Genomic DNA, 22,170 nt, shown 5'->3' with positions numbered 1-22,170 from the left:
GCTGTCTGTCGTGTGTGAAAGGGCGAGGCGCTTCAGCCGCGCGGCAACGCAAGCCGCGCGATTTCCGCGAAGTAACGCGCACCGGTTTCCAGAATCTCGTCGTTGAAATCGTAGCCCGCGTTATGCAGCGGCACGCCGCCGCGCGCGTTCGTCTCGCCGTTGCCGATAAAGATAAAGTTACCGGGCACGGCCTGAAGAAAAGCGCCGAAGTCTTCGGAAATCATCATCGGCTGCACGTTCGCATCGATCGAGTTTTCTCCGGCCACATTGCGCGCTGCCGTCACCGCGAGATCGACGTATTCCGGCGAGTTCACCGTCGGCGCGAATTCATGCGTGTATTCGAAGTGGCATTGCGCGCCATGCGTGCGGCAAATGCCTTCGCTGATTTCGCGCATGCGCGTTTCCAGCAGCGCCTGCACGTCCTTCGAATAGCTGCGCGTATCGCCCTTGATGGTGACGTTCGACGGGATGACGTTGCGAATGCCGTCGGTAATGAATTCCGTGCACGAGATCACGGCTTGCAGTCCGGGGTCGAGATTGCGCGACACGATCGTCTGCAACGCGAGCACGATCTGCGAGGCAATCACGATAGGATCGATGCCCATATGCGGACGCGCCGCGTGCGTGCCGCGCGCCTTGATATGGATGACGAAGTTATCTTCGCTGGCCATGATGCCGCCCGAACGCGTGGCGAACGTGCCCGCACGCATCCCGGGCATGTTGTGAGCGCCGAAGATCGCGTCCACGGGAAAGCGCTCGAACAGCCCGTCGGCCATCATGGCCTTCGCGCCGCGTCCGTGTTCCTCGGCGGGCTGGAAGATGAAGCGCACGATGCCGTCGAAATCGCGTCGTTCGGCGAGCAGGCGCGCCGCGCCAAGAATCATCGACATATGGCCATCGTGTCCGCACGCGTGCATCTTGCCCGCGTTGAGCGAGACGTGGGCGCGGCCCGGGGCCTGCTCGGCGATGTTGAGTGCGTCCATGTCGGCGCGCAGGCCGATGGCGCGCGCGCTGCTGCCCGCGCGCAGCGTCGCCACCAGCCCGGTGCCGCCGATGCCGCGTTCCACTTCCAGCCCGAGCGTCTTCAGGATGTTCGCGACGTAAGCCGACGTGTCGACTTCCTCGAAGCCCGTTTCGGGACGTTGATGCAGATGATGACGCCAGCTCTTGAGTTGACCTTGCAGCGTGCTTTCCATGAGCGTGTCCTTGTTTTTTGCGTTGGCGTTGGCGTTGGCGTTAAGGTGCGGTTGCGGCGGCCAGGCGTTCGTCACGACGCGCCGCGACCGCTGCGGCGGGTTCGCCGACGAGCGATGCGTAGACGAGCGGCGCGGTCGCGCCTTCGGTGCTGATCAGCAGCACGCGCGATTGCGCATTCAGGCCGGCAGCTTGTGCGAGTTCCGCGTCGTTCTTGAGCTTTGCCAGTCCCGCAAAGCCCGCCGCGCCCGATTCGCCGGAAACGAGCGGCACGTCGCCGTGGTTTCCCGCCGCGAGCGCACGCATGGCGGCGACTGCATCGTCGTCTTCGATCAGCATGAAGTCATCGACGCACGCTTCGAGAATCTGCCACGCAAGCGGCGAAGTCTCTCCGCACGCGAGTCCCGCCATCACCGAATCGACCGAGCCCGTTGCCCTGGCCGCACGGCCTGCGCGTGCGCTCTGATAGAGGCAATCCGCCTGGCTCGGCTCGACGACGATGAAGCGGGGCCGCGCTGCGCCGTGAAGCTCCCACAGATAGCTGGCCACGCCCGCCGCGAGTCCGCCCACGCCACCTTGCAGGAAGACATGCGTGAAGGCGGCGTCGCGCGCCTGCTCGGCGATTTCCGCTGCAATCGCACCATAGCCCTGCATCACGTCGCGCGGAATCGCTTCGTAGCCTTCGTACGAGGTATCGGAGACGACATGCCAGCTATTGTCGCGCGCGAGCGTCGCGGCGTGCTCGACCGATTCGTCGTAATTGCCCGCGATCCGCACGATGCGCGCGCCGTAGGCGGCGATGGCCTGCTCGCGCTCGATGCTCACGTTGGCGTGCAGCACGATTACGCAAGCGCAGCCGATCGATTGCGCGGCGGCGGCCAGCGCCTTGCCATGGTTGCCGTCGGTCGCGCTGATGACGGTGAAATGCGTGAGCATCTCGCGGTAGCGGCCTTCGATCAGCGCTTTCGGATCGAGTCGGTGATCGGGCCACAGGCGCAAAATGAGGCGCATCAGCGCGATAGGCGCGCCCAGCGCCTTGAAGCTGCCCAGCGGCGAGCGCAACGATTCGTCCTTCACGCACACGCTCGCCACGCCGAATTGCGCCGCCGCTCCAGGCAGCTCGACGAGCGGCGTGGGCTGAGGGTTGATTGCGTCCCAATGCGACAGCCACGCGCGGCTTTCGTCGCCCGCGGCGACATTGAGAATGCGCGCGAGCGCTTCGGGATAGGCGGCGCGCACGGCGCGGGGATTGGCAACGAACATCGCATTCGACATGAAAAAGCACTCCTGGGCGACAAGGCCCAACGTAGATCGGTGGCGCAGCAAACGCCCTCAGTGCTGAAATGATATTGCGCGAGCCCCGCGAAAAAATCGCATAATCGCGTGGCTTTCTGCAAAAAATTCTCGTTTCTCCTGAGGCACGCGGTATGGCGACCGAACTCGACGCTTTCGATTGCAAACTTTTAATGGAGGTGCAACGCGACGCCCAGATTCCACAAAGTGAATTGGGCGCGCGTGTGAATCTCTCGACGGCGGCCGTCAACCGTCGACTGCGACGCCTCGTCGACGAAGGCGTGATCGAGCGTTACGCGGCAATCGTCTCGCCCGAAAAAACCGGCCATCCAATTACGGTGGTGGCGAACGTGGAAGTGGAGAGCGAACAGATCGACCTGCTCGATGCGATGAAGCGCACCTTCGCGCGCTGCCCGCAGGTGCAGCAGTGCTATTACGTGGCGGGGGAGTGGGATTTCGTGCTGATTCTCGCGGTGCGCGACATGGACGAGTACACGGAACTCACGCGCCAGCTATTCTTCTCGAACAACAATGTGAAGCGCTTCAAGACGCTGGTGAGCATGAGCCGCGTGAAGGTCGGGCTGGAGGTGCCGCTCGTTTCTTCCGGGGAATAAATTCGATCGGAACACTCAAGGAGCCAATTCATGAGCACGGAAACGCTGACCGCAGGCATCGACCATATCGGCTTGACCGCAAAGGATCTCGCGGCGACTAGCGCGTTTTTTATCGAGTGCCTGGGCTGGAAGAAGGTGGGCGAGCGGGCCGAGTATCCGGCTATTTTCGTGTCGGACGGCCATGTGCTCGTGACGCTCTGGCAGCGCACGGATCCGGACAATGGCGTCGACTTCGACCGCAAGGCCAATATCGGGCTGCATCACCTGGCATTGCGCGCGGCCAGCGAAGCAGCGTTCAACACGCTATTCCATCGCGTATCGAACTGGCCTGGCGCGCGTGTTGAGTTCGGGCCCGAACTGCTGGGCAAGGGCCCGAAACGTCACATGATGGTGTACGAGCCGGGCGGGATCCGGATCGAGTTCGATCTCGCACCGTCTGCATAACGGCTGCATGACGGCCGCATAAATCGCTTACGCGACGATATCGACGACGACCTTGCCTTCGGCCTCGCGCGCTTCCACGAGTGCGTGCGCATCGTCCACGTTGGCGAGCGTGAAGCGGCGCGGGTCGAGCGTCACGTCGATCTTGCCCTGTTCCGCGAGCTTGCCGGTTTCGCGCAGGATCTCGCCATGCGCCGCGCGTCCTTCGCCGCTGAGCAGCGGCAGCAATGTGAACACGCCGGAATAACTGGCCGCGCGAAACGACAACGGCGCGAGCGCATGTGTGCCCCAGCCAAGCGCGCTGACGACATGGCCGAAGCGCGCCACGGCATGAAACGCATGGTCGAGGCTTGCGCCGCCTGCGGTGTCGTAGACGATGTCGAAGCCGCGGCCGTCCGTGTAGTGCGCGACGACTTCCTGCACGTCCGTCGTGGCGCTATCAATGCTTTGGATGCCGAAGCATTCAACCAGCGCACGGCGCGATGCGCCTGCTGTGGCGAATACCCTCGCGCCCAGCGCCTTCGCGAGCTGGATTGCGGCCTGGCCCACCGCGCCCGTGCCGCCCAACACCAGCACGCTTTGACCCGGCTGCACGCGCGCGCGATCGACCAGGCCCTCCCACGCGGTGATGAACGCGAGCGGCAACGTCGCCGCTTCACGCAGGCTCAAGGTCGACGGCGCGGGCGCCAGCAGCCGCGCATCGACAGCGGCGAATTCCGCAAGCGAGCCTTGCACGCCGCCGACACCGCCCGTCATGCCATACACCTTGTCGCCGGGCTTGAACGCAGTGACGCCTTCGCCAACTTCCGCGACTTCGCCCGCCATATCGATGCCGAGGATCGCGGGCAACGGATGCTGCGCATGCCCGGCAGCGCCGCGACGGATCTTGGTGTCGAGCGGATTCACCGCGCTCGCGTGAATGCGCACGAGCACTTCGCCTTTGCCTGCCTGGGGGCGTGGCACGTCGGTGAGCGTGAACGGTGCATTGGGCGCGGCGAGCAGTGCGGCTTTCATGGTGTGGGACGACATGGGGTCTCCGGGCTACGGATTTAACGAAGCATTCGCGCGCAAGCGCTCGATCGCCAGATCGAGAAACGCGCGCACTTTGCGCGTGGCGTGACGGCCTTCGCGGTGCAGAACATGGATGGGCAGCGGATGTGGTTCGTAGTCGGCCATCACGATCCGCAATTGGCCCGCTTCGAGTTGATGCGCGACTTGATACGACAGCGCCTGCGTCAGGCCAAAGCCGTCGACCGCGGCGGCAATCGCGGCATCGTTGGTCGTGACGGACAGGCGCGCGCGCTTTTGCGCCGTGGTGCGCGGCGCGTGCGCGCCAAAGCGCCATTCGGGCAACGACGACGCGCCGCTCACGGTAATCAGCACATGTCCGTCGAGCTGATCGGGCCGCGGCGGCACGCCATGTTTGTCCAGATAGTCCCGCGACGCGACGACCACGCGCCGCACTCTGCCCACGCGCACGGCCTGCATCGACGAATCGGCCAGCTCGCCGATCCGCACGCCCACGTCGATGCCCTCGTCGATCAGGTTGACCAGCCGGTCGAGAAACCAGCAGCGCACGTCGGCGTCATCATAGGTGCGCAGATATTCGAGCACGACGGGCATGACGAAAATGCGCCCGAACAGCACGGAGGCGGTAATGCTCAGGAGTCCTCGCGGGACTTCAAGGTTGCCCGCGACGTTATGATCGGCTTCCTCGATATCGCTGAGAATACGGCGGCAGCTTTCGGCATAACCTTCGCCCGCCTCGGTCACGCGCACGATGCGGGTGGTGCGGGTGAGCAGGCGCACGCCGAGCGTGTCTTCCAGCTCGCCGACGATACGCGTGACGACGGACGGCGAGACCTTGAGCTTGCGCGCTGCCGCGGCGAAACCGCCGTTATCCACCACTGAGAGGAAAGCGGTCATCGCCTGCAGACGGTCCATGGCGCGGGGTCCGCGCGAGGGCGGAACGAGGGTGACAGGTGCCCGCAGTATACAGTGGGGTGACATCGTCGCGTGGCGCATCGGCTTACAGGTCGAGCACCAGCGTGGCCGCTGCGCCAGCGTCGGGGGCGGCAGGCACCGCGCAGCAGATCAGTGCTTCGTTTTCGCTGACGGCAGCGGCGGGCGGCTGGCCCGGATAAGCGACCGCGCCTTCCAGAATGCGCGTGCGGCAGGTGCCGCAACTGCCGCCCCGGCAACTGAATTCCGGCGCGAGACCGTTGGCCTCGGCGAGTTCGAGCAGGGTGCCGCTGGTTTGCGGCGTCCACAGTGCGTCTTTGGTCGAGCGCGCGAAACGCACCGGCGCGTCAACGGTTGCTGCGGCGCGCGGCGGCGTAGACGGTTGCGCTGCTGCGTCCGGCTGGCGCTTGAGCGCGGCGGGGCCGAACGCTTCCGCGTGAATGCGCGAATCGGCGATATTCAGGCCGCGCAGACCATCGTAGATCGACTGCATGAAGCCGCCTGGGCCGCACAGATAAAAGTCGTAATCGTTGAAAGGCAGCACTTCGCCAAGCATGCCCATGTCGATGCGGCCCGATGCCTGGTAGTCGCGTCCCGCCCGTGCGTCGGTCGAATCGCTGAGCACGTTGAACAGCTTGACCGCTCCGCCCGCCGCCCGCACGAGCGCCTGGAGTTCTTCGTCGAACGCGCGCTCGGCTTTCGTATGGGCTGCGTAGATAAACCACGTCGGACGAATGCGGCGCGTGCGCAGCCCCTCGTAGACGATGTGGCGCAGCATCGCGAGCATGGGGGTGACGCCCACGCCTGCCGCAAGCAAGACCGCCGGTCTCGTTGCGTGCGCATCGATCGTGAAATCGCCCGCTGGCGCGCGCGCCTCGATTCGATCGCCCGCTTTGAGCGTGTCGTGCAGATAGCTCGACACGCGCCCTTCGCGTTTCACGCTGATGCGGTACAGGCCGTCCGAAGGCGCGACGGAAAGCGTGTAGGTGCGCAGCGTTGGCTTCGTGTCGCCTGGCAGCGTGACGCGGATCGGCAGATGCTGGCCGGCTGCGTGGCGCACGAGACCCGCGTCGTCGGCGGGTTGCAGGTAGAACGAGCGGATCGTGCGACTTTCGTCGGCGATGCGCTCGATGGTGAAGGGCCGCCATGCGTTGGCGAGCGCTTGCGCCTTGATGCGTTCGGCGGCTTCAGACCAGTCGCCCGTGAGCGCCGAATTGGCCGACGCGCCGTTGGCGCGCGACGTCCAGCGCAACGGCAACGCACCGGCGCGAAACACCACGCGTTGCGGCGTGAAGCGCCACAGACGCTCCGCGCCCTGGAACGCGGCGATCTCCGGCGAGTCGAGCACGACTTCGGCGCTGCCGGTCAATTGCAGCAGGTCGCCGCTCGCGTAATCGACGAACACAAGCCCCGCGCGCGGATTGGCGAAGATATTGCCGAGCGTGTTGAAGAACAGGTTGCCCGCGAAATCGGGCACCGTGAAAACGCCTTGTGCGTCCACGCGCACGAAGCCCGCCTTGCCGCCGCGATGGGAAACATCGACCTGACGATGGCCGTCCTCGCGATCGACATAGGTCGCCACGTAAAACGAGTCGGCGCGCTCGACGATGGCGCGCGCCCGCTCATCGAGGCGATCGCTCACGACCGGCGCGATATCGCTGTGCAGGTCGGGGTCGCGCACGAACTGGGCGTCACGCTGGAAAATATATTGCGGGCAGTTGCCATAGCTATGCTCGACCAGCAGATCGAAACCCACGCCGTCGCCTTGGGCCGTCCGTTGCACGCTGCCGTTCAGTCGATTGCGCCGGCGCGTCGGCAACTCGATGCCGAGCAGGGCGAGCGCCGCGCCGTCGTTCATGCCCGCATCGGCAGGATCGTCCGGGTCGCGATCGAGCGCGACATGCAGATGTTTCGCATCGGGCGCGTGCAGGAAGCCGGGCCGATGCGCGCGCACCGTCGCCCATACATCGCCCGATGGATCGACGGCGCCCAGCACCACGAACGGCAACTGCGGATAGAAATGCCGATGCTGCTCGATCAGATGGTCGCGCAGATTGCGCCGCCCGACCCCGTCCATGCGTTGTTCGACACCGGCAGCGCGCTGCATCGCCAGTTCCCCGGCGTGCCAGGGTGAGGGCGTAGTGGCGGGAGAGACGGTTGCGGTGTCCATGATCGGATGTCCTGGCGGCGCTTTTCGCGCGTTGGTGATCAGGCGCGCAGGCCTACGCGGCTCTGCGGGAACGGCACGAAACCCGGCAGCGCTTCGACTCGCCTGAGCCACGCGACGACATGACCGTAGGCGCCGATATCGACATTGCCTTCGGGCGCGTTGGCGATATAGCTGTAAAGTGCGACATCGGCGATGGTCGGATGCGTGGCCGCGATCCATTCGCGTTGCGCGAGTTCGGCGTCGATCACGGCGAGGCTCGCGTGGGCTCGGGCAATCACTTCATCGGCGTTGAAGGCGGCATTGAACAGCGTGTTCAGGCGCGCCGCGCATGCGCCATAAGCGATCTGGCCCGCCGCGACCGACAGCCAGCGCTGCACCTGCGCCGCGCCCAGCGGCGTTTCGGGCAGCCAGTCGGTGCGTGCGTACTTCTTCGCGAGGTAGACGAGGATCGCGTTCGAATCGGCGATCACGACCTCGCCGTCTTCGAGCACCGGCACCTGGCCGAAACGGTTCATCGCGAGGAACGAGGGCGTCTTGTGCTCGCCGGCGGGGAGGTTGACCGGCACGAGTTCGTGCTCGACGCCGAGCAGCGCGAGGAACAGTTGCGCGCGGTGCGCGTGACCCGACAACGGTGTGTAGTGCAGCTTCATGGGGCAGCTTCCTGGACTGGGTTAAAAACACGGCAGCGACCGTGATGAAGACCAGTCTAGGTAAGCACGCGTGCGAACAGAATCGGGCGCAGCGCGATTTCACAATTGCGCAAACGCGAATGGTGGATCAGGCCTGTCATGCGAAAAGCATACATATGGTAATGATAGTGATTTGCATTTACAATTCATGCGCCTTGAAACATGTGCCTCAGGTCACGGCGCTTACTGCGCTCACGGCGGGCGCAGACCGGATGCAGCGATTCGGCTTTCACAGGGGAACTCACTGATGCGACTGGGTAACGACGCTGACGGGCTCGGTGCGCTCGTGGAGCAGGGCGCGTGAGCATGACCCATATCCTGCTGCCCGCGCACGGACGATGGCCTGCCGATGTGGCGCTCTGGCATGTACCGCTGGACTTGGCGAGCGCGCAAATCGAAGGCTGGTCGACGCTGAACGCGCAGGAGCGCGAGCGCGCGGCGCGTTACCGGCAGGACGCGGATCGCGTGCGCTTCGCGGCCACGCGCGCCGCGTTGCGTGCGGTGCTTGGTGACTGTGTGGGCGAGCCGGCACAGAGCCTGCGCTTCGACCTGTCGGCGCGCGGCAAGCCTGCGCTGGCGGGGCTGCCGGAACATCTTGCGCGAATCTCGTTCAACGTCTCGCACGCGGGCGCCCATGCGTTGATCGCGGTGTCGCGTACGCGCGGCGTGGGCGTCGATATCGAACCTGTCACGCAGGATCTCGACTGGCAGGACATCGTGGCCGAGGTCTGCACGGCGCGCGAGCGCAGCCTGCTCGACGCCACGGCCAGCCCGCAGCGCAGTGCACGGTTCTTTCGCTACTGGACGGCCAAGGAAGCCGTGCTCAAGGCGCGTGGGACGGGCATAGCGGAGGACGGCGTGCTACGGGAACTGGAGATCGACGAAGAACGGCGCGAGTGCCGCGCGCGCCACGCAGACCATCATGGCGTGCTGCGTTATACGTGGATCGACGATATCGCGGGGCATATCGGCTGCCTGGCTTTTAATATGGATTGCTGACTAAAATGCGCGCACCATGGAACAAGACGAACTGAAGGAAGCCGCCGCCGATGATCCTGCGATGGATGATGCGGCGGTGTGTGCTTTCCTGCGTGCGAGAGGACTCAATGCGACCCGGGCGCGGCGGCATGTGCTGGCGCTGCTCAGCGGCTTCGACCGCCCTGTCAACGGCGAGGCGCTGTTTCGCCACATCATCCTGAAGCGCAAGAGCATGAGCAAGGCCACGATCTATCGCACGCTCGTGGAGTTCGAGAAAGCGGGCGTGGTGAGCCGCCAGTGGGTCGCGGGCCATACCGGCGCACGCGCGGCCTACGTGTCGCTGCAAAAGCCAAGCGGGTCGGCCGTGCATGAACTCGTGTGCCGCGAATGCGAGCGGCGCCACGCGATCATGGACGACGGCGTGCTCGACCGTATTCGCCTTGCGTCGCAGAACGCCGCCGCTATCGGCAGCCTGCCGCAGCCGCTCACGATCTACTACCAATGCGCGGGCTGCGCCGCTGCGGCCAACTCGCTCGAATCAATCGATTCGGGCGGTGCGAACAGTACGAACGCTTAAGCCCGCGCTCTCGACGACGCCGCTTCCAGCGATTTCAGCCCGTCAGGCAACTCCAGTTCCGGCAAGGGCCGCTTTTCCAGCGTCGTGAGCAATGCAGCCTTCACCCCCAGCGCGCCCAGCGCGAGTTTCATGACCGCGCGCGGATGCTCGCTCGACGCCGCGCCAGACAGCACCGTTTCGATGCTCTGGTAAATCGCACCGATCACCAGGTCCTTTGCCGCGCGCGTGTTGTCGAAATGGGCGATGCCGCGCTCGCGCGCCGCCTCCAGGTCGCGCGGCAGATAAATGTCCGTCAAGCGCCCGCTCGCGTTGCCGCGTATGCCTGTCCGCGTGATGAACGCTCCCCACTCGGGATGCGTGAGCGCCACCTGCACATAGGTCTGGCAGCCGAGCCAGATGCGCTCGACCGGATTGTCGATGTTCTCGACGCACATTTCGATGCCCGCGATCACCTCGTCGCTCAACTCCGACGTCACGGCGTCCAGCAACTCCGTCGTGGTCTTGAAGTAGTTGTAGAACGTGCCGCGCGCGACGCCGGCCGCCGCGATGAAATCGTCGATCGAGGCGGCGTCCGGGCCCTTTTGCGCGAACACGCTAACCGCCGCGCTCAGCATCTTGCGGCGCGTGGCCTCGCGGCGCACGGCGCCCGTGCGGATGCGGTGATCCTCTTTCTCCTGTTTTTCCAGCTCCGGCGCGGGTTTGGCCGCCCTGGCCGATTTTGCTTGCCTGGCCGTCACGGCTGCACCTCGGGTTTCCCCCATTGAATTGATGATCTTATCAAGTTGACAATACAGTCCGAATTGTACAGAAATGTCATTTTTAAAAAAAGCCGTTGGACGAGGCTCAAAGCCAAACCCGAACAAAATCCTAATCCGGAGAACACATGGAGGCAGACCAGAGCGTCGACGTCGCAATCGTCGGCTACGGCCCAACCGGCCAGTTGCTCGCGCTCATGCTCGCCCGCGCGGGGCACAGCGTGGCCGTGGTCGAGCGTTGGCCCAATCTTTACCCGCTGCCGCGCGCGGTTCACTTCGACCACGAGATCGCGCGCATCTTTCAGGGCTGCGGGGTCGTCCATGATATCAACAGCATCGCCGAGATCACCGACCGCTATCAGTGGCGCAACGCGAATCACGAACTGTTGATGGATTTCCAGTGGGGCGGCAACGGCCCGAGCGGCTGGCCGGTGTCGACGATGTTCTCGCAGCCTGAACTGGAGCGCGTGCTCGACCGGCACGTCAAGCAGCTGCCGAATGTGACGGTGCGCCAGGGCTGGTCGGCCACGGCGCTGCATCAGGAAGCGGACGGCGTGCGCCTGAATATCGAAGCGGGGCGGCTGGTCGAGGGCAAGTGGCATGCGGGCGGCGAGCGCGCCACGATCCACGCGCGCTATGTAGTGGGCGCCGATGGCGCGAATTCGATGGTGCGCCAGGCGCTGGGCATTGAATTCGAAGACCTGGGTTTTGCGTTCGACTGGCTGGTGGTGGACGTGAAGCCGCTCACGGCGCGCGAATGGACGCCGAAGACGTGGCAACTGTGCGATCCCGCGCGCCCGACCACCATCGTGCCGGGCGGCCCGGGGCGACGCCGCTGGGAATTCATGCTGCTGCCGGGTGAAACCGCGCAGCAGATGAACCAGGATGCGGTGGCGTGGGATCTGCTGGCGCGCTGGGACGTCACGCCGCAGAACGCCGAACTGGAGCGCCACGCCGTCTACACGTTTCGCGGGCGCTGGGCGAAGGACTGGTGCGCGGGCCGCGTCGTGCTGGCGGGCGATGCTGCGCATCTGATGCCGCCGTTCGCCGGACAGGGCATGTGCAGCGGCCTGCGCGACGCTGCCGCGCTGGGCTGGCGGCTGGATGCGATCTTGCGCGGCAAGGCGGGCGACGCGCTGCTCGACAGCTACGGCCCGGAGCGCTGCAATCACGTGCGCGAAATCATCGATTTTTCAATCTCGCTGGGCAAGGTCATTTGCATCACCGATCCGCAGGCGGCTGCCGCGCGCGACCGCGAGATGCTGGCCGCTCAGGCGACGCCAGGCTTTACCGCGCCGGACGCGCCGCAACCGCGCCTGGGCGCTGGCCTCTACGATGCGCACGCGTCGGGCAGCGGCTGGCTGACGCCGCAAGGACTCGTCGAATTCAACGGCCGACGCGGCCTGTTCGACGATGTGTTTGGCGTACGTTTCGCATTGGTGGCCAGCAATCAAGCCGTGCTCGACTCGATTAGTCATGCTAATCGACAGGCGTTGCAGGAGCAGGGCGCGATCGTCACGCATTTCGGCGCAGGCGGCTTTGTCGACGTGCAAGGCGTCTATGCCGGTTACCTCGCGAAGCATGAGGCAGCAGCCGTGCTGGTGCGCCCCGACTTCTACAGCTTTGGCGCGGCGCGCGATGCGCAGTCGCTCGATGCGCTCGTCGATGCGTGGCGCGAAGCGATGCACTAATCACACACAGGAGACGCAGATGACCCACACCCGCCGGCACGACCGCCTCGGCATTCATTCCATCGGCGAATTTGGCATGACGGTGCCGTCGCTCGACGATGCACAGCGCTTCTATACCGCCTTCGGACTCGACGTGCAGCCCGATGGCGCAGGTGGCCTGCTGATCCGCACGGCTGGCTCGCCGCATGTATGGGGGCGCTTGCGCGAAGGCGCGCGCAAGCGTTTCGATTCGGTGACGCTGCATTGCTTCGAGGACGAACTGGATGCGTTGAAGACGCGTGCGCACGAAGCCGGTGCGGAATTCATCGCGCCGCCGCCAGGCGCGGATACCGCTGGATTCTGGCTGCGCAATCCCGATGGCATCGCCTTGCAGATTCGCGCTGGCGTGAAAACCACGCTGGACGAGGCGAATCATCGTCAGCCCGCATTGCCCGAAAACGGAGTGCGTTGCGCGCCGTATCGCCGCCACACCGCGAAGGTGCAGCCCGAGCGTCTTTCGCACATTGCTTTTGCGACCTCCAGCGTGCCCACGCAGATTGCATTCTGCGAGCGCGTGCTGGGACTGCGGCTTTCGGATCGATCCGGCGACGGCGTGGCCTTCCTGCACGCGCCGCACGGCGGCGATCACCACCTGTTTGCCTTCGCGATGAATTCCGGCCCGGCGCTGCATCACCTGAGCTGGGACGTGCCGACCGTCGAGGATGTGGGCCTCGGTTACATGCAGATGGCCTCGGCGGGCTATCGCACCGGCTGGGGCGTGGGACGCCACGTGCTGGGCTCGAATTATTTTTATTACGTACAGGATCCGTGGGGCAGTTTCTCGGAATACAGCGCGACGATGGATTTCATTCCGGCCTCGGTGGACTGGGTGGCAGAAGATCACGCGCCGGAGGACGGCATGTATCTGTGGGGCCCTGACCTGCCAGCTGTGTTTATTGAGAACTCCGAACAGGATAAGTGACGCAATCACGCCGCCACCGTGTTCATTTTTTAAATTGATTCAGAAGGATCGACATGAAACTCGTTACTTTCCAGAGCCGCGGCTATTGCTCGATCGGCAAGGTCGAAGGCCAGCAGGTGATCGATTTGCCCGCGAGCGATCCCGCGCTGCCGCGCACGATGCTCGAACTGCTTCAAGGCGGCCCTGCGCTGATGCAGCGCGCGCGCGACGTGCGTCTTGAGCAGGCCGTGACCTGGCCGCTCGCCGATGTTCGCCTCGACGCGCCGGTGCCCAATCCGTCGAAGTTCCTGGCCATCGGCATGAACTATCGCCGTCACGTGGAAGAGGCGCGCGCGGCGGGCATCCAGGTACCGGACAGCCAGGTCTGGTTCAACAAGCAGGTCTCGTGCGTGAACGGGCCATTCGATCCCGTGCATATGCCGAAGGTCTCGGACAAGCTCGACTACGAGGCGGAACTGGGTGTCGTGATTGGCCGCCGCTGCCGCCATGTATCGGAGGAAGAGGCCGCTTCGGTGATCGCGGGCTATGTGGTGTGCAACGACGTATCGGTGCGCGACTGGCAGATGCGCTCGCCGACGATGATGCTCGGCAAGTCGTTCAACACGCATGGCCCGTTTGGCCCGTGGATCGTCACGCCTGACGAAATCGCCGATCCGCACGCGCTGCAGATGCGCATGTTCGTGAACGGCGAATGCCGCCAGGAAGTGCGCACGGGCGAAATGATCTTCAACGTATGGCAGCAGATTGCGTATCTGTCGACCGTGATGACGCTCGAACCCGGCGACGTGCTCGCGACCGGCACGCCTTCGGGCGTGGGCGCTGCGCACAAGCCGCCGCGTTTCCTGAGTATCGGCGACGTGCTGCGCGTGGAAATCGACGGCGTGGGGCATATCGAAAACGTCGTCGTGGCCGAGCCGGTTTAATTGGACGCGGAGAATCGACATGGCACGTAAAGTCATCATCACCTGCGCGATTACCGGCTCCATTCACACGCCGAGCATGTCGCCGTATCTGCCCGTCACGCCCGATGAAATCGCGCAGCAGGCCATCGACGCCGCGAAGGCGGGCGCGGCAATCCTGCATCTCCATGCGCGCAATCCAGAGGACGGTCGCCCTGCGTTCGATCCCGCTGCGTATCGACGCTTCCTGCCGCGCATTCACGCAGCCACCGACGCGGTCATCAACATCACGACCGGCGGCGCGGTCAGCATGACGCTGGACGAGCGCCTGGCCGCCGCCATCGACGTATCGGCGGAAATGGCCTCGTGCAATATGGGCTCGCTGAACTTCGCGGTGTTTCCGGTGCTCGACAAGCTCAAGACCTTCAAGCACGAGTGGGAGCGCGACTATATCGAGGGCACGCGCCGCGCGATCTTCCGCAATACCTTCGCCGATATCGAGGACGTGTTTACGCGGCTCGGGCAGGCGCATGGCACGCGCTTCGAATTCGAGTGCTATGACGTGGGGCATCTGTACAACCTCAAGCACTTCGTCGATCGTGGGCTCGTGAAGGGGCCGATCTTCCTGCAATTCGTGCTGGGGATCCTGGGCGGCATCGGCGCCGATCCGGAGAACCTCGTGCACATGAAACGTATCGCCGACAAGCTGTTTGGCGACACGTATCAATGGTCGGTGCTGGGCGCGGGGCGCAACCAGATGCCGCTCATCACGCAGGCGGCGCTGATGGGCGGCAACGTGCGCGTGGGGCTGGAAGACTCGCTGTCGATCGGGCCGGGCAAGCTCGCGACGTCCAACGCCGAGCAGGTCGAGCTGATCCGCGACGTGCTCACGCGTCTGGGCTTTGAGATCGCGACGCCCGACGAAGCGCGACAGATGCTGGGTCTCAAGGGGCGCGACAAGACGCGGCTTTAAGGAGGCTGCGCGCCATGCGCTGTTAAGCGTGGCGCGCATAGTGACAGGGACATGACCATGACGAGTCAGGAAAGCGCGAAATGCATTCACGCGCTGGAAGAACAGCGCCGGCTGGCGATGCTGGCGGCGGATACGCAGGCGCTTGAAGCGCTTTTTGACGAGGCGCTTGTCTATATCCATTCGACCGGCGGACGCGACAGCCGTGCGAGCTATCTGGAGAAGCTCTCAAGCGGTGCGATGCGCTACGAAGCGGTGTCGCTCGACGTGAGCGACGTTATCGTGCGCGAGCGCTTCGCATTGTTGAGCGGCACGATGACGGCCACCGTTCGTGTCGCCGCCGCAACGCCTGCTGTGCTGGCAATTGCGAGCCGTTACGAAGCCGTGTGGATGCAGTCGGAAGACGGCTGGCGCGTGGTTGCGATGCGTAGTTTCATCGCATAGGAAGACTGGAGCAAGGTACCGGCGTTAAGCCGGGCAATAAACATAGGAATACAAATCAAAAATTGGATGTTCGATTCGAGTCCCTAGAGACGCATAACGAACGAATGAGGTTGGAGAGACAATGGAAGAGACGAAAAAGGCATGGCGCATCGCGACGCTGCTTGGCACGGCCGCGACAGCCTTGATGATTCCTGCCGCGCATGCGCAAAGCAGCGTCACGCTATACGGCATACTCGACGTTGGCGTCACCTATGCGTCGAATGAGAACGGCCACGCTGCGTTTCTCGCGCAGGATTCGGCGTACACGCCCAGCTTGTGGGGACTGCACGGCATAGAGGATCTCGGCGGCGGCTACAGGGCCGTCTTCGACCTGCAATCGCAGTTCTTCGTGGATACGGGGGCAGGCATTCCCGGCCCAAATGCCGACTTCAATCGCGGCGCGTATCTCGGCATCGAGAAGGACGGGATCGGCAAGATCACGTTTGGCCAGCAGTACAACCTGTTATTCGATTTTCTGTTCTTCCCGCCAGCGCGGCTCGACGGCGCGTTCCTTTATGGCGGCTTGTTCAACATGCGTCAGGGGCCGTTTTCAGCGCTGGCGATTCCCGGCAATATGACCGGCTCGCTCGACTTCGACGAGACCGCTGGCATGACGCGCGTGTCGAATTCGGTGAAGGTGACATCGGCGGTGTTTGACGGTTTCCGGTTTGGCGCGCTGTACGGATTCGGCAATACGGCGGGCAGCCTGTCGGCCAACAATACGGTTGGCTTCGGGATGAACTATGTTTTCGGCACGTTCAGTGCGGGGGCGGCCTATAACGAAACCCGCTACGCGTCGATGAACGACGGCCATGACGGGATACGCAATATTGGCGTGGGCGTGGGCAATACGTTTGGCGATCTTTATGCCAGTGCGCTCTACACGTACACGAGAAACACGCAGACGGGCGCCACGGCGCAGGTGGGGCAGATCAGCGGACTTTACTCGTTCAATCCGTTCTGGCGGCTGGGTGCGAACTATCAGTACATCAAGGGCAATGCGCAGCTCGATCACAATTGCGCCCAGCAGGTGACGACGGCGCTGCAATACTCGCTCTCCAAACGCACCATGCTGTATACCGATGCCGCTTATCAATGGACGAGCGGCGATGTGGCGGGCACGCATAACGCGTGGATCGGCGGGCTGATGCCGTCCAGCAACAATCATCAGTTTGCCGCGCATATCGGTATGCAAACGTTCTTCTGATGACAGTCGGCGTGCGCGGTGCGGGAAGCGTGAAAGCGAGGTCAATTGTTGATTGTTTGCATTGCGATGGGCAGGGCTTGACGGCAGGCAAACCCGCCTGGTAGTCCTGAGGCTATGCTTGCGCCGGCCAACTCCGGAGCAAAACCATCATGAAGAAAATCATCCTTGCGTCCTGTGCGCTTGCACTTTCGCTCGGCCTGGGCCATGCGGTCGCGCAGACGCCTCCCGCGCCGCCTGCCGCCGTTTCCATCGATCAAGCCGACGGCTTTTTCGGCCTGTGCCAGCGGGAGGAGAATATCAACGCTTGTGCAATGTATCTGGCAGGCTATTCGAACGGCGTGCTGGTGCAGACGCTGATCGACAAGCAGCGGCCCCGTTTCTGTCTGCCGCAGGGCTTCACGCGCAGGGATCAGTTGCGCGTGGTGCTCACGTATATGAAGGGTCATCTCGAACAGATGCTCGAACCGACCGGGGCCGTCCTCTACAAGGCGCAGCTTGCCGCTTTCCCCTGTAAATAGGGCGCGGCCTTTCAGACCACGAGATGCGTCGTGATCTGTTCGATACCGCGGCGCATGCGGCTCACCGCTTCCGCCGCATTGACCACCTTGCTATAGGTAGGGCTGAATTCCGGGCCGCGCGACGGATGGCTCTCGAAGCCCTTGATGGCGTCGGCATCGAGCACGGGCACGATATGCGAACCGCTGTTAAAGAGGTGGCGCGGCAGATGGGGTTCCAGCATCTTGAACAACGCGGCGAATTCGTCGTTGGCGAGGCGAACCTGCTCGTGCAGCAGTTCGAATGCGTCGTTGAGCCTGGGAACGCCCGCTGTGTTTGCCGCAGGCGTCGAACCTGAAAGCGCGTCGGTCTGAAGGCCTGCCTGTTGCAGACGCTCCATCGCGATCGCAGCAGTGACGGTGGGCGCCGCTTGGCGGCTATCGCTTTGAGTCATGTCCATCGATGAGTTCCTGTTGCCGGTGATTCCGGATATGCCATGTGTCGCGACCTGAATGGCATAAAGCCAGTCGCGCGCGGGATTCTAAGTGGCCTTGGTTGCCTTTCATCCTGAAAACAAGGCCTCGCGCGCGGGAGCGTGCGGGAACTTCATCGCTACTTCATCAGCGACGCACCAGCATGCAGAGATTGCGGAACTGCCGCCGCTCTTCCTCGTAGCCGGTCAGCGCGCCCTGACACCACCAGTAACGTTGTTGAAGGCGCGCTTCTTGCGCGAGCTGTTCGGCGGTGGGAATCCAGTAGCGGTTGTCCGCCGATCGTCCGGCTTCGCGCAATGCACCGGATTTGAGGGCCTGCGCGAGCATGCCGTTGAGCGCCGGAGCACGGATGCCGAGCAACTTGCCGAGCTCGCGCGCGCTATACCGCACGCCCGCTTTCATGACAGCGAAGATGGTCGCGACATCGGGCGTTGTTGTCGTGCCATCGTGAGTGGCTTCCTTAAATTCAACAGGCTGGGTGGACATGGATTTCTCCCGTGGTGATCGAAGTACACGGGCAGCCACGTTGAATGGATAAGGCCGCGTTTACCGCGCCGGATGCAAAACATGAGGCCGCTCGTGACCCGTGACTATAGGCGGCCGGTTCATGAGCGAAATGACGCGTATCAAGGGTCAGGCGCGGCGATTTCGCCAATTGCGTGCGGGATGATCCATGCGCCATAAAGCGCATTGCAGAGCGTTAAGAAGGGTTAGATTCGATGCGCGCGAAGGACGCAGACTTCGGGTAAGATCGCGGCTTGAATGGAAGGGCGGCGATGCCGCAGAGTGTACGAATGGATCAGAAGAAAGCCGAAAGCCTCCTCGTCGATGCGGACAGGATGGCCGATTTCGTTCTCAAGTGTTTCGACCTTACGCTGGAGTCGCAGCCGGGCCGGGATTTGTATGAACGTGCGTTCGGGACGTATATCCGCACCGAAGTCGGCGATATGCCGATGGCCGAAATCTACGACGCCCTCAAGACCGAGCCGGTTTTTGACCCCACGCTCGCGCATGACTGAAAGGGCGAATATCGAACCGTGAATGGCAACGCGGCTCGCCGGTATTGCCGGACGAGCCGCATTAGTTAGCTATTTAGCTGGCGGACGACATTCACGCAAAGAACGTCATCTGCACGACCTTCACGATCACCAGCAACACCGCTACCAGCAGATAACCGCGCAGCACGCCCATCCAGACGCGCTTGGCCAGGGTGAGGTTCGGCGCAGGGAGCTCAGCGAGCGGCGGCATGCGCCACATATCGCGTGCGCCTTGCGGCCAGCTTTGCGTCGGCGCGACGGGTTCGCGGCGCAGCTTGCGCAACGCGAGCGTGGCCGCATAACCGGCGACGGCCAGCAGCGTGCCGCCAGCGAGAATCTCCAGAATCGTCTCGCCGCTCATGTCGGGATACATGACCGACGCCGTGAGCACGATCGACAGCATCACCAGAACCCACACCACCGCGCCCGTAAACAGGTTCAGCGCCTTCGAGTTGACCCACGGGCCCAGCACGGCCTTGTCGTTGCAAAGCAGCAGCAGGAACACGGTCGCGCTTGGCAGCAGCACGCCTGCGAGCGTCTGCACCGCTTCGGTCAGGAGGCCGAGCGGGCTGCCGGGAATCAGCACGATGGCCGCGGCCATGGCGACGATGCCGAAATACACGAGATAAAAGCCCTTGGCATCGGACACGCCGCGATGCAGCGAATGGCGGATCTTGAACACGTCGCCGATGGCATAGGCCGTCGAAAGCGAGACGGCCGCCGCACCGATGATGGCCGCGTCGAACAGCGCGATCGCGAACAGCACGGCCGAGGTATGGCCCGCATATTTCTCCAGGCCTGCGATCACGCCGCCTGCATCGCTGAAGTTGCCGAACTCGGGCTTGCCGGCGTAAAGCTGCGCGCAGAACGCGATCATGGCCACCGCGCCGATCAGCACGAACAGAATGCCGATCCACAGATCCGCTTTCTCGTACTTCATGAAGCGCGGGGTGATGCGCTTGTCGATCACATAGCTCTGCTGGAAGAAGAGCTGCCACGGCGCGACCGTCGTGCCGACGATGCCGATCACGAGCAGCATGACGTCGGAGAGTTTTGCGTGAGCGGGCCAGTTGGGCACGAAGAAGTCGCGCGATATCTGGCCAACGGGCGGGTGGATCGACACCAGCACTGGCACGAGCAGCAGGCTCAGGAGACACAGCACCACGGCGAAACGCTCGAAGCGCCGGAAATTGCCGGTGCTGACCGCCGCCATCGTCAACGCCGCGGCGACGCACACGCCCGCAATCTTTGGCAGACCGAAGAAGTCCAGCACAAACGTAATGCCGATGAATTCGGTGACGATGGTCAGCGCGTTGAGCACGAAAAGATCGATGACGCTGAAAGCGCCCCAGAACTTGCCGAAGCGCTCGAAAATCAGGCGTGCGTGGCCCACGCCGGTGACCGCGCCCAGGCGCAGCACCATTTCCTGGTTGACGTAGAGCACGGGCACGAGCAGCAGCAGCGTCCAGAGCAGCGTGGTGCCGTAATTCTGGCCAGCCTGCGTATAGGTGCCGAAAGCGCCCGCGTCGTTGTCGCCGACCATCACGATGAGGCCGGGGCCCAGGATGGCGAGCAGCGTGCGAAAGCGCGCCCACCAGGTGGTGCGCGGCGCGAGGTCGTGACGAGAGATGGTGCCGAGCGCACCGTGGATGTCGCCCACATGGGCTTCGTCGAGTACGGCGCTGCGTGGCGGCGACACATTCGACTGGGGGAAGTTGACTGGCGTGGACATGATGGTTCCGGTTTATCGTTGTGGCCAGGATGGCGGGTCTGTGCGTCCTGCTGGCTTAGCAAAAGCGTGGCGCGATGCGCTGGAAAAGCCGGGCAATGCGGGAGGCAACGCGAAGACCGGGGCGGCCTGGCGTGGGTGCGTGCAGTGCGAGCATGCGGTCGTAGTGGCCGCGTGCTTCATCGACGTGAGGAAGGCTGGAAAGCAGGAATGCGAAGTTCATGATGTTGCTCCGGGCGTCGGGTTGACGCGTTCGCGGGAAAGCCAGCGGACCGGAGCGGCCGTGCGCGTAGGGCGCAGGCGTCGAACGTCTACTCGCTTCCCCCGTTCGGGGACGATGGATTCAAGGGCATGGGTAAGGGATAACTGTCACTGTCCGGCATGGCGGCTCCTTTATCGGCAAGGCGCATTTGTCCGACGATGCGCGTGTTGATCCACGCGTTCGTGTGCGACCGCGCTGGCCGTAACCGCGATGGCAAAGGCAGGCGCGCACGAACGCAGTCGCGGGGGCTGGCCCGCGACGGGAAACCATGCGGACGTGCGAGAGCAACGGCCGGATGGCACGAATTAAGGGTGCACGAAGAGTTACTGCGGCGCGCACCGTCTGCCTGCTGGCAGGACGGCGGCTACGGAAGGGAGCGCGGACGTCGAGCCGGTCAGGCGGCGAAACAGTTCGAAGATCGACTACTGCTGGTGTCCAAGGCGTCTGCCCCTTTGTGAAGATTCCGGGATTCTAGGCACCAGGCGTTTGATGCGTCAACCCGTTTCTCGCATTCGATGCAAATGAATGGCGATTCGCGCCACAGGAATAAAAATGAAAGAATCGGCGTTGTCGATTGCATAGGAAACCTGTCCATCGGCTTGCGCCTTGATTGCAGTTGCACGGTGCTTATATTGCGTCGCATTGGCATAATGACGCCGAAAACAACGCCGCGATTATTGATGTGTTTTTTACTTGCGGTTTTGCGCAAGTGCCGAATACAATCCGCCCCGTCACATCGAAAGGAGTCCCTCGTGGACACATGCTCTAGCAGTGGAAGTTGGATGCCGGCCCGCGCCGGCGTCTCATCCGCGAGTTAGGCGCCGCAGGATATTTCCTTCGCCGCCAACTCGCTCTGGTCGGGTTGGCGCGCTCCGTGGTTTCTTCGCAGTTTCGTCGTAGCACGCTCCCTCTGTTGAACCGTCTTTCGCAGGCACGCCTGCGAGGCGTCGGCACGTCTTCGCGCGTGTCTTCATTCATCGCCCGATAAAGCCCGATTGAACCGGGCGGGCGGAGGTGGGCTCATGTCCGTCAAATTCATCGTTACGTCATGCCTGGGCGGATCCCGTCCGCCGTGTCCGCGTGTCGCGCCTGCCGTGCTCATGCTGGCGCTGACCGTTGCAGCCATCGCGCTTGCAGCGGTGCTGTGCGCATCGTCCGCTTCCAGCGAGATTGATCGCGCACTGCGTCTGAACTGGTGGTTTTCCTAGTCGTATCAAGCGCTGTGCTCGCACTGCGAGCCGCAATTAAACCGGATCGCTTTTCGCAATC

The 22,170-nt window shown here is 63.5% G+C and carries 24 protein-coding genes; 13 read left to right on the top strand and 11 right to left on the bottom strand.

The window, feature by feature from the left end; all coding sequences use genetic code 11:
- Positions 1–32 precede the first annotated feature (32 nt).
- Together BBA01S_RS26470 and BBA01S_RS26465 are read right to left on the bottom strand one after the other, a co-directional pair.
- Complete coding sequence (locus BBA01S_RS26470) at positions 33–1,196, bottom strand: M20 aminoacylase family protein (protein ID WP_027819079.1); 1,164 nt, start codon at positions 1,194–1,196, stop codon at positions 33–35.
- A gap of 40 nt (positions 1,197–1,236) precedes the next feature.
- The gene (locus BBA01S_RS26465; RefSeq protein ID WP_027819078.1) at positions 1,237–2,457 is read right to left on the bottom strand and encodes a diaminopropionate ammonia-lyase; all 1,221 of its coding nucleotides are present in this window, start codon (positions 2,455–2,457) and stop codon (positions 1,237–1,239) included.
- A gap of 164 nt (positions 2,458–2,621) precedes the next feature.
- On the opposite strand from BBA01S_RS26465, the gene BBA01S_RS26460 reads away from it, so the two are divergent.
- Positions 2,622–3,101, top strand: coding sequence for an Lrp/AsnC family transcriptional regulator (locus BBA01S_RS26460; RefSeq protein WP_027819077.1), 480 nt, complete (start codon positions 2,622–2,624; stop codon positions 3,099–3,101).
- 30 nt (positions 3,102–3,131) lie between these two features.
- Positions 3,132–3,545: a VOC family protein gene (locus BBA01S_RS26455; protein ID WP_027819076.1), complete on the top strand. Its 414-nt coding sequence runs from the start codon at positions 3,132–3,134 to the stop codon at positions 3,543–3,545.
- A gap of 27 nt (positions 3,546–3,572) precedes the next feature.
- Here the strand turns inward: BBA01S_RS26455 and BBA01S_RS26450 are convergent, their stop codons facing one another.
- From BBA01S_RS26450 to BBA01S_RS26435, 4 genes are all read right to left on the bottom strand, one after another.
- Complete coding sequence (locus tag BBA01S_RS26450) at positions 3,573–4,571, bottom strand: zinc-dependent alcohol dehydrogenase family protein (protein ID WP_027819075.1); 999 nt, start codon at positions 4,569–4,571, stop codon at positions 3,573–3,575.
- Between the two features lie 12 nt (positions 4,572–4,583).
- Positions 4,584–5,486: a LysR family transcriptional regulator gene (locus tag BBA01S_RS26445; RefSeq protein WP_027819074.1), complete on the bottom strand. Its 903-nt coding sequence runs from the start codon at positions 5,484–5,486 to the stop codon at positions 4,584–4,586.
- A gap of 85 nt (positions 5,487–5,571) precedes the next feature.
- Complete coding sequence (locus BBA01S_RS26440; protein ID WP_027819073.1) at positions 5,572–7,674, bottom strand: 2Fe-2S iron-sulfur cluster-binding protein; 2,103 nt, start codon at positions 7,672–7,674, stop codon at positions 5,572–5,574.
- Positions 7,675–7,712: 38 nt separating this feature from the next.
- Complete coding sequence (locus BBA01S_RS26435) at positions 7,713–8,324, bottom strand: glutathione S-transferase family protein (RefSeq protein WP_027819072.1); 612 nt, start codon at positions 8,322–8,324, stop codon at positions 7,713–7,715.
- A gap of 345 nt (positions 8,325–8,669) precedes the next feature.
- On the opposite strand from BBA01S_RS26435, the gene BBA01S_RS42905 reads away from it, so the two are divergent.
- Entirely contained in the window at positions 8,670–9,362 is a 693-nt protein-coding gene (locus tag BBA01S_RS42905; protein WP_052391903.1) for a 4'-phosphopantetheinyl transferase family protein, read from the top strand.
- Positions 9,363–9,378: 16 nt separating this feature from the next.
- On the top strand, positions 9,379–9,918 hold the full coding sequence (locus BBA01S_RS45300) for a Fur family transcriptional regulator (RefSeq protein WP_027819071.1): 540 nt from the start codon (positions 9,379–9,381) through the stop codon (positions 9,916–9,918).
- Here BBA01S_RS45300 and BBA01S_RS42895 read toward each other — a convergent pair.
- Positions 9,915–10,655 carry a TetR/AcrR family transcriptional regulator gene (locus tag BBA01S_RS42895; RefSeq protein WP_052391902.1) on the bottom strand — a complete coding sequence of 247 codons (741 nt, stop codon included), beginning with the start codon at positions 10,653–10,655 and terminating at the stop codon, positions 9,915–9,917. The genes BBA01S_RS45300 and BBA01S_RS42895 overlap by 4 nt on opposite strands.
- Positions 10,656–10,801: 146 nt before the next feature.
- Between BBA01S_RS42895 and mhpA the strand changes: the two genes are divergently transcribed.
- The 7 genes from mhpA (at position 10,802) to BBA01S_RS26380 (ending at position 17,402) form a co-directional block, all read left to right on the top strand.
- Positions 10,802–12,364 carry a bifunctional 3-(3-hydroxy-phenyl)propionate/3-hydroxycinnamic acid hydroxylase MhpA gene (mhpA, locus tag BBA01S_RS26410; RefSeq protein ID WP_027819070.1) on the top strand — a complete coding sequence of 521 codons (1,563 nt, stop codon included), beginning with the start codon at positions 10,802–10,804 and terminating at the stop codon, positions 12,362–12,364.
- A gap of 19 nt (positions 12,365–12,383) precedes the next feature.
- Positions 12,384–13,325: a VOC family protein gene (locus BBA01S_RS26405; RefSeq protein WP_027819069.1), complete on the top strand. Its 942-nt coding sequence runs from the start codon at positions 12,384–12,386 to the stop codon at positions 13,323–13,325.
- Positions 13,326–13,378: 53 nt separating this feature from the next.
- Positions 13,379–14,248, top strand: coding sequence for a fumarylacetoacetate hydrolase family protein (locus BBA01S_RS26400; protein ID WP_027819068.1), 870 nt, complete (start codon positions 13,379–13,381; stop codon positions 14,246–14,248).
- 19 nt (positions 14,249–14,267) lie between these two features.
- Positions 14,268–15,197 (top strand): BKACE family enzyme, encoded by a 930-nt coding sequence (locus BBA01S_RS26395; protein ID WP_027819067.1) that lies wholly within the window; start codon positions 14,268–14,270, stop codon positions 15,195–15,197.
- Between the two features lie 57 nt (positions 15,198–15,254).
- Positions 15,255–15,638, top strand: coding sequence for a nuclear transport factor 2 family protein (locus BBA01S_RS26390; protein ID WP_167336046.1), 384 nt, complete (start codon positions 15,255–15,257; stop codon positions 15,636–15,638).
- 121 nt (positions 15,639–15,759) lie between these two features.
- The gene (locus tag BBA01S_RS26385) at positions 15,760–16,884 is read left to right on the top strand and encodes a porin (protein WP_156966091.1); all 1,125 of its coding nucleotides are present in this window, start codon (positions 15,760–15,762) and stop codon (positions 16,882–16,884) included.
- 149 nt (positions 16,885–17,033) lie between these two features.
- The gene (locus tag BBA01S_RS26380) at positions 17,034–17,402 is read left to right on the top strand and encodes a Rap1a/Tai family immunity protein (protein WP_027819064.1); all 369 of its coding nucleotides are present in this window, start codon (positions 17,034–17,036) and stop codon (positions 17,400–17,402) included.
- An 11-nt stretch (positions 17,403–17,413) separates the two neighbouring features.
- Here the strand turns inward: BBA01S_RS26380 and BBA01S_RS26375 are convergent, their stop codons facing one another.
- Together BBA01S_RS26375 and BBA01S_RS26370 are read right to left on the bottom strand one after the other, a co-directional pair.
- Positions 17,414–17,839, bottom strand: a complete 426-nt coding sequence (locus BBA01S_RS26375; protein ID WP_027819063.1) for a hypothetical protein — start codon at positions 17,837–17,839, stop codon at positions 17,414–17,416.
- Between the two features lie 160 nt (positions 17,840–17,999).
- The gene (locus BBA01S_RS26370) at positions 18,000–18,359 is read right to left on the bottom strand and encodes a hypothetical protein (RefSeq protein ID WP_156966090.1); all 360 of its coding nucleotides are present in this window, start codon (positions 18,357–18,359) and stop codon (positions 18,000–18,002) included.
- Between the two features lie 308 nt (positions 18,360–18,667).
- On the opposite strand from BBA01S_RS26370, the gene BBA01S_RS26365 reads away from it, so the two are divergent.
- Entirely contained in the window at positions 18,668–18,892 is a 225-nt protein-coding gene (locus tag BBA01S_RS26365; protein ID WP_042297937.1) for a hypothetical protein, read from the top strand.
- Positions 18,893–18,983: 91 nt separating this feature from the next.
- Here BBA01S_RS26365 and BBA01S_RS26360 read toward each other — a convergent pair whose 3' ends face one another.
- Positions 18,984–20,642 (bottom strand): NRAMP family divalent metal transporter, encoded by a 1,659-nt coding sequence (locus tag BBA01S_RS26360; RefSeq protein ID WP_027819060.1) that lies wholly within the window; start codon positions 20,640–20,642, stop codon positions 18,984–18,986.
- A gap of 55 nt (positions 20,643–20,697) precedes the next feature.
- The gene (locus BBA01S_RS47645) at positions 20,698–20,862 is read right to left on the bottom strand and encodes a hypothetical protein (protein WP_167336045.1); all 165 of its coding nucleotides are present in this window, start codon (positions 20,860–20,862) and stop codon (positions 20,698–20,700) included.
- A gap of 1,061 nt (positions 20,863–21,923) precedes the next feature.
- Between BBA01S_RS47645 and BBA01S_RS26355 the strand changes: the two genes are divergently transcribed.
- Positions 21,924–22,109: a hypothetical protein gene (locus tag BBA01S_RS26355; RefSeq protein ID WP_027819059.1), complete on the top strand. Its 186-nt coding sequence runs from the start codon at positions 21,924–21,926 to the stop codon at positions 22,107–22,109.
- The last annotated feature ends 61 nt before the right edge of the window (positions 22,110–22,170 follow it).

This window comes from Paraburkholderia bannensis NBRC 103871 (assembly GCF_000685015.1).
In the GTDB taxonomy this organism is placed as follows: domain Bacteria; phylum Pseudomonadota; class Gammaproteobacteria; order Burkholderiales; family Burkholderiaceae; genus Paraburkholderia; species Paraburkholderia bannensis.
Note: the sequence above shows the minus strand (reverse complement) of the source record. Positions and strands in the feature narration are given on the sequence as shown.

Bases quoted from the DNA above. Each gene is read 5' to 3' on its own strand.
- BBA01S_RS42905 (WP_052391903.1), top strand. From the start codon at position 8,670: ATGACCCATATCCTGCTGCCCGCGCACGGACGATGGCCTGCCGATGTG.
- BBA01S_RS26365 (WP_042297937.1), top strand. From the start codon at position 18,668: ATGGATCAGAAGAAAGCCGAAAGCCTCCTCGTCGATGCGGACAGGATG.
- BBA01S_RS26460 (WP_027819077.1), top strand. From the start codon at position 2,622: ATGGCGACCGAACTCGACGCTTTCGATTGCAAACTTTTAATGGAGGTG.
- BBA01S_RS26355 (WP_027819059.1), top strand. From the start codon at position 21,924: ATGTCCGTCAAATTCATCGTTACGTCATGCCTGGGCGGATCCCGTCCG.
- BBA01S_RS45300 (WP_027819071.1), top strand. From the start codon at position 9,379: ATGGAACAAGACGAACTGAAGGAAGCCGCCGCCGATGATCCTGCGATG.
- BBA01S_RS26360 (WP_027819060.1), bottom strand. From the start codon at position 20,642: ATGTCCACGCCAGTCAACTTCCCCCAGTCGAATGTGTCGCCGCCACGC.
- BBA01S_RS26455 (WP_027819076.1), top strand. From the start codon at position 3,132: ATGAGCACGGAAACGCTGACCGCAGGCATCGACCATATCGGCTTGACC.
- BBA01S_RS26470 (WP_027819079.1), bottom strand. From the start codon at position 1,196: ATGGAAAGCACGCTGCAAGGTCAACTCAAGAGCTGGCGTCATCATCTG.
- BBA01S_RS26435 (WP_027819072.1), bottom strand. From the start codon at position 8,324: ATGAAGCTGCACTACACACCGTTGTCGGGTCACGCGCACCGCGCGCAA.
- mhpA (WP_027819070.1), top strand. From the start codon at position 10,802: ATGGAGGCAGACCAGAGCGTCGACGTCGCAATCGTCGGCTACGGCCCA.
- BBA01S_RS26400 (WP_027819068.1), top strand. From the start codon at position 13,379: ATGAAACTCGTTACTTTCCAGAGCCGCGGCTATTGCTCGATCGGCAAG.
- BBA01S_RS26445 (WP_027819074.1), bottom strand. From the start codon at position 5,486: ATGGACCGTCTGCAGGCGATGACCGCTTTCCTCTCAGTGGTGGATAAC.
- BBA01S_RS26390 (WP_167336046.1), top strand. From the start codon at position 15,255: ATGACGAGTCAGGAAAGCGCGAAATGCATTCACGCGCTGGAAGAACAG.
- BBA01S_RS26395 (WP_027819067.1), top strand. From the start codon at position 14,268: ATGGCACGTAAAGTCATCATCACCTGCGCGATTACCGGCTCCATTCAC.
- BBA01S_RS47645 (WP_167336045.1), bottom strand. From the start codon at position 20,862: ATGAACTTCGCATTCCTGCTTTCCAGCCTTCCTCACGTCGATGAAGCA.
- BBA01S_RS26440 (WP_027819073.1), bottom strand. From the start codon at position 7,674: ATGGACACCGCAACCGTCTCTCCCGCCACTACGCCCTCACCCTGGCAC.
- BBA01S_RS26380 (WP_027819064.1), top strand. From the start codon at position 17,034: ATGAAGAAAATCATCCTTGCGTCCTGTGCGCTTGCACTTTCGCTCGGC.
- BBA01S_RS26465 (WP_027819078.1), bottom strand. From the start codon at position 2,457: ATGTTCGTTGCCAATCCCCGCGCCGTGCGCGCCGCCTATCCCGAAGCG.
- BBA01S_RS26370 (WP_156966090.1), bottom strand. From the start codon at position 18,359: ATGTCCACCCAGCCTGTTGAATTTAAGGAAGCCACTCACGATGGCACG.
- BBA01S_RS26450 (WP_027819075.1), bottom strand. From the start codon at position 4,571: ATGTCGTCCCACACCATGAAAGCCGCACTGCTCGCCGCGCCCAATGCA.
- BBA01S_RS26375 (WP_027819063.1), bottom strand. From the start codon at position 17,839: ATGGACATGACTCAAAGCGATAGCCGCCAAGCGGCGCCCACCGTCACT.
- BBA01S_RS26405 (WP_027819069.1), top strand. From the start codon at position 12,384: ATGACCCACACCCGCCGGCACGACCGCCTCGGCATTCATTCCATCGGC.
- BBA01S_RS26385 (WP_156966091.1), top strand. From the start codon at position 15,760: ATGGAAGAGACGAAAAAGGCATGGCGCATCGCGACGCTGCTTGGCACG.